This is a genomic window from Streptomyces sp. NPDC046887 (assembly GCF_040644755.1).
GTDB classification, from domain to species: domain Bacteria; phylum Actinomycetota; class Actinomycetes; order Streptomycetales; family Streptomycetaceae; genus Streptomyces; species Streptomyces lichenis.
In genome coordinates this window covers 227,099-240,237 of the sequence record NZ_JBEYXH010000003.1, presented here as the reverse complement: position 1 = coordinate 240,237, position 13,139 = coordinate 227,099, and the positions used below count along the sequence as shown (strand labels likewise).

Here is a 13,139-nt window from a genome sequence, read left to right as displayed (position 1 = left end):
CCTTGAACCATGAACGACTCCACCCCCGCGCCCCGCAGCCGTGCCCGTGTCCGCGCCCCCGAGCTGGTTGGCCGGGGCGGCTGGCTGAACACCGGCGGTGAGAGCCTCACCCTGGCCGGGCTCCGCGGCCGCATCGTCATCCTGGACTTCTGGACGTTCTGCTGCATCAACTGCCTGCACGTCCTGGACGAGCTGCGCGAGCTGGAGGAGAAGCACCGCGACACCGTGGTGGTCATCGGCGTGCACTCGCCGAAGTTCGTCCACGAGGCCGAGCACCAGGCCGTGGTCGACGCCGTCGAGCGGTACGAGGTGCACCACCCGGTGCTGGACGACCCGGAGCTGGCCACCTGGAAGCAGTACGCGGTACGGGCCTGGCCCACCCTGGTCGTGATCGACCCCGAGGGGTATGTCGTCGCCCAGCACGCCGGGGAGGGCCACGCGGGCGCCATCGCGACGCTCGTCGCGGAGCTGGAGGCCGAGCACGGGCCCAAAGGCACCCTGCGGCGCGGCGACGGGCCCTACGTACCGCCGGAGCCGGTCGCCACCCATCTGCGCTTCCCCGGCAAGGCGCTGCCGCTGCCCGACGGCACCTTCCTGGTCTCCGACACCACCCGCCACCAGCTGGTGCGGCTGGCGGCGGACGGGGAGACGGTGGAGCGGCGGTACGGGCACGGGGAGCGCGGCCTCGCCGACGGCCCCGCCCAGCACGCCCGGTTCAGCGAGCCGCAGGGCCTCGCACTCCTCCCGGACGGCCGCGTCATCGTCGCCGACACCGTCAACCACGCGCTGCGGACGCTGGACCCGGAGAGCGGCGAGGTGGCCACCGTCACCGGGACGGGGGCCCAGTGGTGGCAGGGCTCGCCCACCTCCGGCCCGGCCCGCGAGGTGGCGCTCTCCTCACCGTGGGACGTGGCCTGGTGGCGCGGCGAGGTATGGATCGCCATGGCGGGCGTCCACCAGCTGTGGGCCTACGACCCGGCGGCCGGAACGGTACGCGTGGCGGCGGGCACCACCAACGAGGGCCTGGTGGACGGACCGGCCGCCGAGGCCTGGTTCGCCCAGCCGTCCGGGCTCGCGGTCGCGGCCGACGGCACACGCCTCTGGGTGGCCGACTCGGAGACCAGCTCCCTGCGCTGGGTGGAGCCTCAGGACGACGACTACGCCGTCCGCACCGCCGTCGGCACCGGCCTCTTCGACTTCGGCCACCGCGACGGCGAGGCCGGACAGGCGCTGCTCCAGCACCCGCTGGGGGTGACCGCCCTGCCCGACGGCTCGGTCGCCATCAGCGACACCTACAACCACGCGCTGCGCCGCTACGACCCGGCCGCCGGCGAGTCCGGCGAGGTCACCACCCTCGCCACCGATCTGCGCGAGCCCAGCGGCGCGGTGCTGGCCGGGGAGGACATCGTCGTCGTGGAGTCGGCCCGCCACCGGCTCACCCGGCTGCGGCTGCCGGAGCAGGCCGTGCGGGTGGACGCGGTCGCCCACCGCACCCGGCGCGAGGCCACCGCGATCGCCCCGGGCAGCCTCCGGCTGGACGTGGTCTTCCGGGCGCCCACCGGCCAGAAGCTGGACGAGCGCTACGGGCCGTCCACCCGGCTGCTGGTCTCGGCCACCCCGCCCGAGCTGCTCGCCGACGGCGCGGGCACCGGCACCGACCTCTCCCGGACGCTCACCCTGGACCCCTCGGTCACCGAGGGCGTGCTGCATGTCTCGGCGATGGCCGCCTCCTGTGACGACGACCCGGCCAACGATTATCCGGCCTGCCATGTGCACCAGCAGGACTGGGGCGTCCCGGTCACCGTCCGCGAGGGCGGCGCGGACCGGCTCCCGCTGATCCTGGCGGGGATGGACGAGGGCTGACGACGGGCCGGTACGACCCCGCCCACTCCCGCGCCGGTGCTCAGTAGCGGCGCTCGTCGTGGGTGGGGTCGACCACCGTCGGGGCGACCGGCTGGACAATCGCGCGGCGGCGCCGGGCGATGCTGGTGAAGGTCGCGACACCGATCAGACCGACCGCCATCAGGATCAGCCCGACCAGGTCGAGGTTGACGCCACTGGCTTCCCAGTCCGTCGCGAAGGTCAGGATCGCCCCGACCGCAATGAGGATGATGCAGCCACCCAGGCCCATGATTCCCGCCTTCTCGTCGGTTCTCCGGACCTGCGGGTACCCCCGGCCACCCCGAGTACGCAACCCCGCCGCAGGGGTTGACAACTGACGGACCGCTACCGGGCCACCGGCGGGCCGCCGCCCCCGCCCCCCTGCCGGCCGCCCTCGGCCGTCCTACGCTGGGAGAAGCGGCACATCGCACCACCCGGGAGGCCGCCATGACCAGGAAAGTCGCCGACTGCCGGAGGTTCCCCAGCGAGTCCGGCTGCACGCTCACCATCGCCGGTGAGGAGGAAGAGGTCCTGAGGGCCGCGACCGATCACGCGGTCGCCGTCCACGGCCACGCGGACAGCCCTGAGCTGCGGGAACAGGTCCGCGGCATGCTGGAGGACGAGAAGGTCCACGCCTGACACCGACGCCACCGAAGGGATCGCCTCCGGGGCCGCACCGACCGGCTGAACGCCCTCGGTACGGCCCCGGGGCCGCTACCCGCCGAAAGGGCCTCAGCCCAGGAACGCCGCCACCGCGCTCGCCAGCAGATGCGGGTCGTCCGCCCCGCACAGTTCCCGGGCGCTGTGCATGGACAGGATCGCGATCCCGATGTCCACGGTCCGGATGCCGTGCCGGGCGGCGGTGATCGGGCCGATCGTCGTCCCGCACGGCATGTCGTTGTGGGAGACGAAGGTCTGCCACGGCACCCCCGCCCGCTCGCAGGCCCCCGCGAACACCGCGCGCCCGCCGCCGTCGGTGGCGTACCGCTGGTTGACGTTGACCTTGAGGATCGGGCCGCCGTTCGCCCGCGGGTGGTGCGTGGGGTCGTGCCGCTCGGCGTAGTTGGGGTGCACCGCGTGCCCGGTGTCGGAGGAGAGGCAGACGGTGCCCGCGAAGGCGCGCGCCCGGTCCTCGAACCCTCCCCCGCGCGCGTACACCGACCGCTCCAGCACCGTGCCCAGCAGCGGCCCCTGGGCGCCGGTGTCCGCCTCGGAGCCGTTCTCCTCGTGGTCGAAGGCGGCGAGTACGGGGATGTACGCGGGCTTCCCGGCCGCCGCCACCGCGGTCAGCGCGGCCACCCCGGCGTGCACCGAGACCAGGTTGTCCATCCGGGGCCCGGCGACCAGCTCCCGGTCCCGGCCCAGGTACGCCGGGGGCTCCACCGAGTGGACCATCAGGTCCCAGCCGGCCACCTCACCCGCGTCCACCTCGGCCTCCCCGGCCACGAAGTCGATCAGGTCGCCCTCGCGGATGTCCTCACCGAGGCCCCAGATCGGCTGCATATGGCGCTGTCGGTCCAGCTTCAGGCCGTCGTTGGCCGCCCGGTCCAGATGGATGGCGAGCTGCGGTACGCGCAGCAGCGGCCGGTCCACGTTCACCAGCCGGTGCCCGCCGTCCCGCAGGGTCAGCCGCCCGGACAGCCCCAGGTCGCGGTCGAGCCAGGTGTTCAGCAGCGTCCCGCCGTACGTTTCCACGGCCACCTGCCGCCAGCCGTGCGCGCCCATGTCCGGCTGCGGCTTGACCCGCAGGTTCGGTGAGTCGGTGTGCGCGCCGACGATACGGAACGGGGTGTGCGCCTCGGCTCCCTCGGGGACGTACCAGGCGATGAGCGCCCCGCCCCGCACGATGAACGCCCCGCCCGCCGCCCCGTCCCAGGCCGCGGTCTCGTCGAGCTGCCGGAAACCGGCCTTCTCCAGGCGGTCCGCGGCGTTGGCGACGGCGTGGTACGGCGAGGGCGACTCGGCCAGGAAAGCCATCAGGTCATCGGTGTGGCCGCGGTCGAAGCGGGGCGTAGAGCTGGTCATGAGGCCCACCCTACGGGCGGCCCCGGCCCGCCTCCCAAGGGTTCCCCGGGCCCGTTGTCAGTGGTGCCTGCCACCATCGGAAGCGGATGGACCAGCAGGAGCAGCAGGAGCAGTGAGAGCAGTTCGGATGACAGGTGCGGGCCGCACCGGCCCGCCGACTCGACCGGAGGTCCCGAGGTGACCACGACGACGAACGGATCCGTGCCGCTGCCCACCCCGCGGGCGCGGCGGATCCCCGGGCGCCCCGCCCGTCCGCCCGAGCACGCCCGGGTGCCGGACCCTCCCCGTACCACCGCCGAGCCGCCCCGCCCGGCCGGGCATCCGTACGAGGCCGCCGCCCCCGGCCCCGTCTGCGCCGCCTGCGGTACGGCGCCGGGCACGGTCTGGAGCCGGCCGCTGGCCCGCTCGGTGTGGGCGGGCCCGCCCGGGCTGCCGCTCTGCGCCCACTGCGCCGGCACCGCCTCCGGCACACCGGACCGCGAGCCGGTGCTCCTCGGCGACCTCCTCGCCGTGACGGCGGCCGCCCTGCGCATATCCACCCCGCCCCCGACCGCCCCGGAGGGCACCCCGGGCCCGGCGACGGCCGCGGCGTAGCGGCGGGGCCGGGCAGACCGGGCCGGGGGGCCGGGGCCGCACGGGCCGCCGGGCCACGGAGGCCGGGGCGGGGTTACACGGATCACCGGGCCGCGCGGACCGGAGCGGCGCCCGTCTCCGTGTCCGTCGCGGCGCCCGTCTCCGGGTACCCCTCCGTGTCCGTCGCGGCGCCCGTCTCCGCGTACCTCTCCGTCGCCTCCTCCGTTTCCGGGGCCGCTTCGGCGTCCCGGCGGAACCAGCTCAGCAGCGGCCCCGTCATGGCGGTGGTGACGACGGCCACGACGACCAGCAGGGCGTACCAGCGGTCATCGAGCAGCCCCGCCTGCTTGCCCACGTTGAGGGCGATGAGCTCGGTCAGGCCCCGGGTGTTCATCAGCGCCCCGATGACCGCGCTCTCCCGCCAGGACCGGCCGCCCAGGCGGGCCGCGCACGCACAGCCGCCGAGCTTGGCCGCGATCGCCACGGCCAGCAGCACGACCAGCAGCAGGAGGTCTCCCGCGCCCAGTCCGCCGATGTCCACGGAGAAGCCGGTGGTGATGAAGAAGACCGGCAGCAGCAGACCGCCGACCCGGTCCGCCCAGGAGACCAGCCCCGGGTCGGGCCGCCCGTCCCCCCGGCGCGGCATCAGCAGCCCCGCCAGAAAGGCCCCGAACACGGCATGCAGACCCAGCGCGTTGGTCGCCCACCCCGACAGCAGGGCCGCCGCGATCAGCGGCCCGTCCCGCAGCATGCCCGGGAGGGCGTAGGCCCGCCGCAGCACCGGGCGGACCAGCAGCAGCATCACCAGCAGATAGCAGACGAGCAGACCGCCCACCACGGCCGGGGAGTGGGCCTCGGTACCGGCGAGCGCCACCACCCCGGCCAGCACCAGCCAGCCGACGACATCGGTGAGGGCCGCCGCCGCGGTGGCCACGATGCCCGGCACGGTGCCGGCCAGCCCCCGGTCCCGGATGATGCTCGCCAGGACCGGCATCGCGGTGATGGACAGGGCGACCGCGAGGTAGAGCGGGAACGCCCAGCCGTTCGGTACGCCCTCGGGTTCGGCGCCCCGGGCGACGACGGCCCACCCCAGGGCCGCGCCCGCCGCCATGGGGACGGCGAGCGCGGCGAGGGACACCGAGGTGACGGTGCGTCCCTGATGGCGCAGGAGCGAGGTGTCCAGTTCGCAGCCGACGGAGAACATGAACAGCACCAGCGCCACCTGGCCGAGCACTCCGAGGTAGGGCAGCACCTCGTCCGGCACCAGCATGGCGCTGGGGTCGCCGGGCAGATGGCCCAGCACGCTCGGGCCGAGCACGATGCCCGCGAGCACCTGGCCGATGACCGGGGGCTGCCCGATCCGCCGGGCGAGCGCGGAGAGCGCGGCGGCGAGCACCACGACCGTGCTGGTGGCGAGCAGCACGCTCGTGGTGATCTGCTCGGCTGTCACCGGACGTGCCCCGAACGGTCAGTGAGCGTCCTCACGCCGCCGTACCGCCACCACCGTCGGAGCCGGCCCCGACCCCGGCCCCGGAGCCGATCCCAGCCCCATCCCCGGCCCCGACCCCCGCCCCGGTCCCGGCGAGTTCGGCCGTCACGGTGTCCACCGCCGTCTCCGCCACCGCGGGGTCGGCCCAGCCCAGGCCGTCCGGCGAGGCGACCAGTCCGTCCGGGAACAGCGGCTGCTCCAGGGTGGTGGCCCCGCCCAGGGAGGCACGGGCCTGGATCTCGTTCATCCCCTGCATCACCTCGGTCACCACCGTGGTGCCGAACAGCTCGCCCATCCGCTCGCCGCTCTCGGACTGGGCGGGCCCGGTCCGGTCCACGGCGTCGGCGAGGTCGCGGGAGGAGGTGCCGAAGCGCTCCTTGAGCGTGTCGAGGTCCATCAGCGCCGACTCGCCGGAGGAGACACCTCCCACCAGTTCCACGAAGGCGCGCAGGTCGGTGGCCTCGGCCCGGGAGACCTTGCGGGCCTGCCAGAAGTAGGAGTCCTCGTTGTGCTGCATGTCGTAGAAGGCGAGCAGGAACTCGTAGAAGACGCCGTACTCGCGGCGGTAGCGGCGCTCGAACTCGCCGAAGGCCCGCTCCTCGTCCAGGTCGCCGGCGAGCGCGCTGTTGATCGAGCGGGCGGCCAGCAGCCCGCCGTAGGTGGCCAGATGGACCCCGGTGGAGAAGACCGGGTCCACGAAGCAGGCCGCGTCGCCCACCAGCACCATGCCGGGCTGCCAGAACCGCTCCATCGCGTACGAGTAGTCCTTGCGCACGCGCAGTTCGCCGTACGGGCCCTCGGTGACGCGGGTCGCGTCCTTCAGATAGTCCTTGATCATCGGCGCGCGTTCGATGAACTGGGCCATGGCGGCCTCGGGGTCGCGGGAGAGCGTGCCGACCTGGGAGCGGTTGACGACCGCGCCGACGCTGGTGAGCGTGTCGGTCAGCGGGATGTACCAGAACCAGCCGTCGTCCCAGGCGCAGCAGAGGATGTTGCCGGCGTCCGGCCCGGGCAGCCGCTTGCCGCCCTCGTAGTAGCCGTAGAGGGCCACATTGCGGAAGAAGTCGGAGTAGTTGCGGGTGCCGACGGTACGGGCCAGCCTGCTGTTGCTGCCGGAGGCGTCGACCACGTACCGGGCGCCGGTCTCATGAGTCTTGCCGTCCTCGTCGGTCCAGCGCAGCCCGGTGACGCGGTCGCCCTCGGACAGGGTCGCCACCCCCGTGCACCGCTCGCGGACGTCCACGCCCAGCCGGCGGGCGTTGTCCAGCAGGATCTTGTCGAACTTCATGCGCTCGACCTGGTAGGCGGTGCTGGTGGGGCCCGACATCAGCGGGGAGTAGGCGAAGAGGAAGTTCCACGGCTCGGGGTTGGAGCCCCAGCGGAAGGTGCCGCCCCGCTTGGGCATGAAGTTCGCCTTCTCCAGCTCCTCGGTGACCCCCAGGAACCGGCAGACGCCGTGGATGGTCGCGGGGAGCAGCGACTCGCCGATCTGGTGGCGCGGGAAGGACTCCTTCTCCAGCAGCAGGACGCGATGGCCGGCCATCGCCACCAGCGCGGCCGTGGTGGAGCCGCCGGGGCCGCCCCCGACCACGACGACGTCATAGGGGCCGGACTGGGTCATGGGTTGTCTCCCTCAGCATCAGGAACATCAAGGTGGCGGCACACGGAAGGGACGGGCCGGCGTCGGCCGCCCGGTACGGACCGGACTCCGGACGGTTCAGGACCCTGCCTGCGTCGCAGCGGTCTGCGGGACCGTCCGCGGGGCGAGGAGCGCGGCCCACGCGCTCAGGGTCGGCCGCTCGGCCAGTTGGGTGAAGTCGACCTCGGCGCCGTCGGCGCGCCAGCTCTCCAGCAGGGTCATGGTCCGGATGGAGTCCATCCCCTGGTCGAACACGTTCTCGTCGTCGGCGAGCTCGTCGGCTTCGACGTAGAGCACCTCGGCCACGTCCTCACGCAGGCGCGCCAGCGTGAAGGGCCGTGGTTCGGGCGTACCACTCATGCGCTTGTCTCCGTCCATGAAGGACCACGAAGTCCATGAAGGACCACGAACGACCATGAGCGACCTCCGTTCCCGAGGGCCCTCCGGTCACTCCGAGCAAGCTACTTAGGTAAGCCTTGCCTTACACACCAAGTCCCGGTCAAAACCAGGTCAGTTAATGCCCTCGCAACGACCACGCACGGGAAAACGACCGCGGCCCGCCCCCGGGGTCATCCCGGGGACGGGCCGCGGCCCAACACCTTGCCTCAGCCGGTTCGGCTGACCGCTCCGGTCAGAAGGCCGCCTCGTCCAGCTCCATCAGCGAGTTGTCGACCGACTCGGCGATCAGCCGCTCGGTGGAGACGTTCGGCAGCACGTTGGCCGCGAAGAACTTCGCCGCCGCGATCTTGCCCTGGTAGAAGGCGCGGTCCTTGGCGGACGCGGTCTCCAGCTTCTCGGCGGCCACGGCCGCCCCCCGCAGCAGCAGGTAGCCGACGACCACGTCACCGGAGGCCAGCAGCAGCCGGGAGGTGTTGAGGCCGACCTTGTAGATGTTCTTGACGTCCTCGCCGGTGGCGGTGAGGTCGGTCAGCATCTGCCCGACGATCGCCTCCAGGTCCACGGCCGCCTTGGCGAGCGCGTCGCGGGCCGGAGCCAGCTCCGCCCCACCCGTCCCGACCGCCAGGAACTTCTTGATCTCCTCGGCCAGCGCGTTCAGCGAGGCGCCCTGGTCGCGGACGATCTTGCGGAAGAAGAAGTCCTGGCCCTGGATGGCCGTGGTGCCCTCGTAGAGGGTGTCGATCTTGGCGTCCCGGATGTACTGCTCGACCGGGTACTCCTGGAGGTAGCCGGAGCCGCCGAAGGTCTGGAGCGACTGGGCCAGCTGCTCGTAGGACTTCTCCGAGCCGTACCCCTTCACGATGGGCAGCAGCAGGTCGTTCAGGCCGACCAGCGCCTTCACGTCCTCCCCGGCGGACTCCTTGGCGGCGATCTCGTCCTGCACGGTGGCCGTGTAGAGGACCAGGGCCCGCATGCCCTCCGCGTACGCCTTCTGCGTCATCAGCGAGCGGCGCACATCCGGGTGGTGGGTGATGGTGACCTTGGGCGCGCTCTTGTCCATGAAGTTCGCCAGGTCGGGGCCCTGCACCCGCTCCTTGGCGTACTCCAGGGCGTTGAGGTAGCCCGTGGAGAGGGTGGCGATCGCCTTCGTGCCGACCATCATCCGGGCGAACTCGATGATCCGGAACATCTGCCGGATGCCCTCGTGCTTGTCACCGATCAGCCAGCCCTTGGCCGGGTGGCGGTCGCCGAAGGTCATCTCGCAGGTGTTGGAGGCCTTGAGGCCCATCTTGTGCTCGACGTTGGTGGCGTAGACGCCGTTGCGCTCGCCCAGCTCGCCGGTCTCGAAGTCGAAGTGGTACTTCGGGACGAGGAAGAGCGAGAGGCCCTTGGTGCCCGGACCGGCACCCTCGGGGCGGGCCAGCACGTAGTGGAGGATGTTCTCCGACATGTCGTGCTCACCGGAGGTGATGAAGCGCTTCACGCCCTCGATGTGCCAGGAGCCGTCCTCCTGCTGCACCGCCTTCGTGCGGCCCGCGCCCACGTCCGAGCCGGCGTCCGGCTCGGTCAGCACCATGGTGGAGCCCCACTGCTTCTCCACGGCCACGGACGCGATCTTCTTCTGGACCTCGTTGCCCTCCTCGAAGAGGATGCCCGCGAAGGCCGGGCCGGAGGAGTACATCCAGACCGCCGGGTTCGAGCCGAGGATCAGCTCCGCGTACGCCCAGATCAGCGAGCGCGGGGAGGTGGTGCCGCCGATCTCCTCGGGCAGCCCGAGCCGCCAGTACTCGGAGTCCATGAACGCCTGGTACGACTTCTTGAAGGAGGCCGGGACCGGGGCGGTGTTGGTCTCCGGGTCGAAGACCGGCGGGTTGCGGTCGGCGTCCGCGAACGACTCGGCGAAGTCGTTCTCCGCGAGGCGCGCCAGCTCGTCCAGAACGCTCTTGGCGGTCTCGACGTCCATCTCCTCGAACGGACCGGTGCCGTACACCTTGTCGCGGCCGAGGACCTCGAAGAGGTTGAACTCGATGTCGCGAAGATTCGACTTGTAGTGCCCCATGGCGAAGGCTCCGTAAGGCTCGGGGAGGCGGTTTCGGCGCCTCGTACACGCTGTCCACGTACCAGGCAGTAGCTACGATGATGCTACCCGTCGGTAATAAGAGCAACCCCTACCGGGCAATCCGTGACGAGCCCCGCACCGCTCCCCCGCACCGCCCGGTGAATCTTCCCCAACCCCCTGCGCGGAAGGTCCCCACTCGCTCACACTGAGTACAGGAGGTGCCGCACCATGTCCCGTTTCAAGATCAGCTGCCCCGCCCGGATCGTCTTCCGCGACGACGAGATGCGGATGATGGACGCACTCGACGGCGGCTTCCAGCTTGAGCAGCTTCTGTACTGCACGCTGGAGGCCGGCCACACCAGCCTCCACCACACGATCGCCCAGGGAGTGGCCGGTACCGAGACCACCCCGCCGTGGAGCCTGCACGCCCGCTGGGGCGACAACCCGCACGGCCCGGAGCGCGAACTGCTCCGCCTGGACGACTGCCCCGTGACCTCTCTGCCGGGCAGCGTCAAGTCCGAGTCCTGCTGGCTCCAGAAGGACCATGAAGGCCGCCACGCCTACGAGTTCGGGCCGCTCGCCGAGCGCCGCGAGCGCGAGTCGCTGCGACGGGGCTGAGCCCTCAGCGCAGGTCGAGCCGCATCAGCACCCGGGGATGCCCGGCCAGCACCGAGGTGGTGTCGGCGGCGTGGACGAACCCGGCGCGCTCGAAGTTCTTCCGGATCCCCGCGTACGCCATGGTCGTGTCGACCCGGCCGGCGCCAGGGTCGAGCGGGTACGCCTCGACCACCGGCGCCCCGTGGGCCCGGGCGAACTCGACCGCACCCGCGATCAGGGTGTGCGAGATCCCCTTCTTGCGGTGACCGGGACGCACCCGCACGCACCACAGCGACCAGACCGGCAGCTCGTCCACACGCGGAATGGTCCGGCTGTGCGCGAAGGAGGTGTCCGAGCGCGGCGCCACCGCCGCCCAGCCCACCGGCTCCTCCCCCTCGTACGCGAGCACCCCGGCGGGAACTCGGCCCGGCACAGCCCGGCCATGTACTCACCCCGGGCCGGTCCACGAAGCTCGTTGTTGAGCTTGGACGGAAGCCGGTAGCTCAGGCACCAGCAGACGGTGGCCCCCGGCGACTTCGGCCCCACCAGGGCCCGAACGTCCTCGAAGGCCGACGCGGGGCGAACCTCGATGGTCATGGACACCACGATGTCACGCCCCGCCCGCCTAGTCCTGACGGCAGACGCCCACGGACTCCGGCCGGAAGACCGGCCCGGGCCGCACGGCCGGCAGCTCGCACCAGACCGTCTTGCGCCCCGGTTCCGGCACCACCCCCCACCGCAGCGCCACCGCGTCCAGCAGCGCCAGCCCCCGCCCGCCCTCGTCATCCGGCTGGGCGGAGCGCAGAGTCGGCAGGGCACGCGGATCAGGATCGGTCACCTGGACGTGCACGAGGCCGTTGGCCGTGGTGATCAGCACGGTGACCGGGGTGCCCTCCCCCACATGCGTGATCACATTGGCCAGCAGCTCGCTCACACACAGCTCCACCTCGGGGCAGGGCGCCCCCAGATGCGCCCGCACCGCCCGTCGCAGATCAGGCACCTCCTTGGCCACGGCGAGCAGCGAGGCCGTGAACACGCTCACCGCTCGCCCTTCGCCCGCAGCACGTCCACCAGCGCGCGGGCGGTCGCCAGGTTGCAGTTGCCGAGGATGACCAGCGGCGGGTGCCCGAAGTCCCGCCCCAGGGACGGCAGCTTGATCCCGTGCTCGGCGAGGATGGCCCGAAGGTCGTCCACGGTCTCCCGGGTGACGAGGTCCGGGTCGGCGTCGGGGGTGTGGGGGTGGTGGTCGGTCATGGGGATGGCCTGCCTCTCGCACTCGTACGCACCTGCTGTGACGAATCGGTCACACAGTGGCGTGTCGGCCGCTACCGTGGAAGAGGTTTCGGCTACTCGGCAACGGGCGTTGAAAGGCGGGCAACCATGGCCGCGCGCAAGAAGAACGACGACTTCATCACCGTGTCCAAGCTGTACGGCAAGGAGTTGCGCCACAAACGCAACGAGGCCAGGCTGACACTGGAGCAGTTGGCGGAGGACAGCTTCTACGGACTGGGCTTCATCAGCGAGATCGAACGCGGCAACCGCTCCATGCCGGAGGACCTCGCCTCGCATGTGGACCGGGTCCTCAAGACCGACGGCTACTTCCTCCGGAACTGCGAGGACGTCCGCAAGGCCCGCCTCAACGGCCACGCCCCGTATTTCGAGACGGTGCTGGAGGCGGAGCGGCGGGCACTGACCATCGAGCAGTGGTCTCAGTCCATGTTCCCAGGCTTGCTCCAGACCGAGCCCTACATCCGCGCGCTGTTCAAGGCGGACCCGCCGCTGGAGACCGCCGAGGAGATCGAGAAGAAGATCATCGGTCGACTGGAACGCGCCGAGCTGTTCGCGCAGGACCCGATCAGGCCCGAGTACTGGATCGTGCTGCACGAGATCGCACTGCGGAAGCCGGTGCTGCCGCCCGACCTGATGGCGGAGCAGTTGGAGCATGTCGCGGCACTGGTGAGGTCCGGCCGGATCACTCTTCAAGTGCTTCCGTGGAACGAGGGCGCTCATGCCCTGATGGCGAACAACGCCATGATCCTCACCTTCGCCGACGAGCCGCCGCTCTTCTACACCGAGTCGCAGTACCACGGCCAGACCATCGACTATCCGCCGCTCGTGAAGCAGTACCGCAGGTCGTACGATCGGCTGCGGGCCGCCGCCCTCTCACCGGAGGCGTCCCTCGCCCTGATCGAGCAAGCTGCGAAGGACTGGCGTAATGGCGCACACGGCACCGGACTTGAACACCGCGGGTTGGCGTAGAAGCAGCTACAGCAACACCTCCGGTGGAGACTGCGTCGAGGTGGCCGACAACGTCCCCGGCCTCGTCCCCGTCCGCGACTCCAAGGTGACCGAGGGCCCCGTCCTCCTCCTCGCCGCCACCGCCTGGGCGCCGTTTGTCTCCGCGGTGAAGGGCATGGGGCTGCGGGGCGAGTAGTCCGGAAGCCGGGTCGCCGGAGCCCGCACAGGCGGCTTTCGGC

The 13,139-nt window shown here is 71.7% G+C and carries 14 protein-coding genes and 1 pseudogene; 6 read left to right on the top strand and 9 right to left on the bottom strand.

Annotated elements, in window-relative coordinates:
• The first annotated feature begins 9 nt into the window (after positions 1 to 9).
• Positions 10 to 1,863, top strand: a complete 1,854-nt coding sequence (locus ABZ945_RS05805; RefSeq protein WP_361264434.1) for an NHL domain-containing thioredoxin family protein — start codon at positions 10 to 12, stop codon at positions 1,861 to 1,863.
• Positions 1,864 to 1,903: 40 nt separating this feature from the next.
• Here ABZ945_RS05805 and ABZ945_RS05800 read toward each other — a convergent pair whose 3' ends face one another.
• Positions 1,904 to 2,131 carry a DUF6458 family protein gene (locus ABZ945_RS05800; RefSeq protein ID WP_361264431.1) on the bottom strand — a complete coding sequence of 76 codons (228 nt, stop codon included), beginning with the start codon at positions 2,129 to 2,131 and terminating at the stop codon, positions 1,904 to 1,906.
• Positions 2,132 to 2,328: 197 nt separating this feature from the next.
• On the opposite strand from ABZ945_RS05800, the gene ABZ945_RS05795 reads away from it, so the two are divergent.
• A complete protein-coding gene (locus ABZ945_RS05795) occupies positions 2,329 to 2,520 on the top strand; it encodes a DUF1059 domain-containing protein (RefSeq protein ID WP_361264428.1) in 192 nt (63 codons plus the stop codon).
• A gap of 93 nt (positions 2,521 to 2,613) precedes the next feature.
• Here ABZ945_RS05795 and ABZ945_RS05790 read toward each other — a convergent pair whose 3' ends face one another.
• A complete protein-coding gene (locus ABZ945_RS05790) occupies positions 2,614 to 3,906 on the bottom strand; it encodes a M18 family aminopeptidase (RefSeq protein WP_361264424.1) in 1,293 nt (430 codons plus the stop codon).
• Between the two features lie 177 nt (positions 3,907 to 4,083).
• On the opposite strand from ABZ945_RS05790, the gene ABZ945_RS05785 reads away from it, so the two are divergent.
• Positions 4,084 to 4,500 (top strand): hypothetical protein, encoded by a 417-nt coding sequence (locus tag ABZ945_RS05785; RefSeq protein ID WP_361264421.1) that lies wholly within the window; start codon positions 4,084 to 4,086, stop codon positions 4,498 to 4,500.
• A gap of 82 nt (positions 4,501 to 4,582) precedes the next feature.
• On the opposite strand, the gene ABZ945_RS05780 is transcribed toward ABZ945_RS05785, so the two are convergent.
• From ABZ945_RS05780 to ABZ945_RS05765, 4 genes are all read right to left on the bottom strand, one after another.
• Complete coding sequence (locus tag ABZ945_RS05780) at positions 4,583 to 5,929, bottom strand: cation:proton antiporter (protein ID WP_361264418.1); 1,347 nt, start codon at positions 5,927 to 5,929, stop codon at positions 4,583 to 4,585.
• 31 nt (positions 5,930 to 5,960) lie between these two features.
• On the bottom strand, positions 5,961 to 7,589 hold the full coding sequence (locus ABZ945_RS05775; protein ID WP_361264415.1) for a tryptophan 7-halogenase: 1,629 nt from the start codon (positions 7,587 to 7,589) through the stop codon (positions 5,961 to 5,963).
• Between the two features lie 96 nt (positions 7,590 to 7,685).
• Positions 7,686 to 7,967: a phosphopantetheine-binding protein gene (locus tag ABZ945_RS05770; RefSeq protein ID WP_361264412.1), complete on the bottom strand. Its 282-nt coding sequence runs from the start codon at positions 7,965 to 7,967 to the stop codon at positions 7,686 to 7,688.
• A gap of 271 nt (positions 7,968 to 8,238) precedes the next feature.
• The gene (locus tag ABZ945_RS05765) at positions 8,239 to 10,065 is read right to left on the bottom strand and encodes an acyl-CoA dehydrogenase (protein ID WP_361264409.1); all 1,827 of its coding nucleotides are present in this window, start codon (positions 10,063 to 10,065) and stop codon (positions 8,239 to 8,241) included.
• Between the two features lie 228 nt (positions 10,066 to 10,293).
• Here ABZ945_RS05765 and ABZ945_RS05760 point away from each other — a divergent pair, with 228 nt between their 5' ends.
• Entirely contained in the window at positions 10,294 to 10,683 is a 390-nt protein-coding gene (locus ABZ945_RS05760) for a hypothetical protein (protein ID WP_361264406.1), read from the top strand.
• Between the two features lie 4 nt (positions 10,684 to 10,687).
• Here ABZ945_RS05760 and ABZ945_RS05755 read toward each other — a convergent pair.
• The 3 genes and pseudogenes from ABZ945_RS05755 to ABZ945_RS05745 form a co-directional block, all read right to left on the bottom strand.
• Positions 10,688 to 11,259: pseudogene (locus ABZ945_RS05755) on the bottom strand (GNAT family N-acetyltransferase).
• Between the two features lie 28 nt (positions 11,260 to 11,287).
• The gene (locus ABZ945_RS05750) at positions 11,288 to 11,704 is read right to left on the bottom strand and encodes an ATP-binding protein (protein ID WP_361264403.1); all 417 of its coding nucleotides are present in this window, start codon (positions 11,702 to 11,704) and stop codon (positions 11,288 to 11,290) included.
• Positions 11,701 to 11,916 carry a hypothetical protein gene (locus ABZ945_RS05745; protein ID WP_361264400.1) on the bottom strand — a complete coding sequence of 72 codons (216 nt, stop codon included), beginning with the start codon at positions 11,914 to 11,916 and terminating at the stop codon, positions 11,701 to 11,703. The genes ABZ945_RS05750 and ABZ945_RS05745 overlap by 4 nt, the downstream gene beginning before the upstream one ends.
• A gap of 126 nt (positions 11,917 to 12,042) precedes the next feature.
• Here ABZ945_RS05745 and ABZ945_RS05740 point away from each other — a divergent pair, with 126 nt between their 5' ends.
• Both ABZ945_RS05740 and ABZ945_RS05735 read left to right on the top strand, forming a co-directional pair.
• Positions 12,043 to 12,921, top strand: coding sequence for a helix-turn-helix transcriptional regulator (locus tag ABZ945_RS05740; RefSeq protein ID WP_361264397.1), 879 nt, complete (start codon positions 12,043 to 12,045; stop codon positions 12,919 to 12,921).
• 40 nt (positions 12,922 to 12,961) lie between these two features.
• Positions 12,962 to 13,096, top strand: a complete 135-nt coding sequence (locus tag ABZ945_RS05735; protein ID WP_361264395.1) for a DUF397 domain-containing protein — start codon at positions 12,962 to 12,964, stop codon at positions 13,094 to 13,096.
• Positions 13,097 to 13,139: the final 43 nt, after the last annotated feature.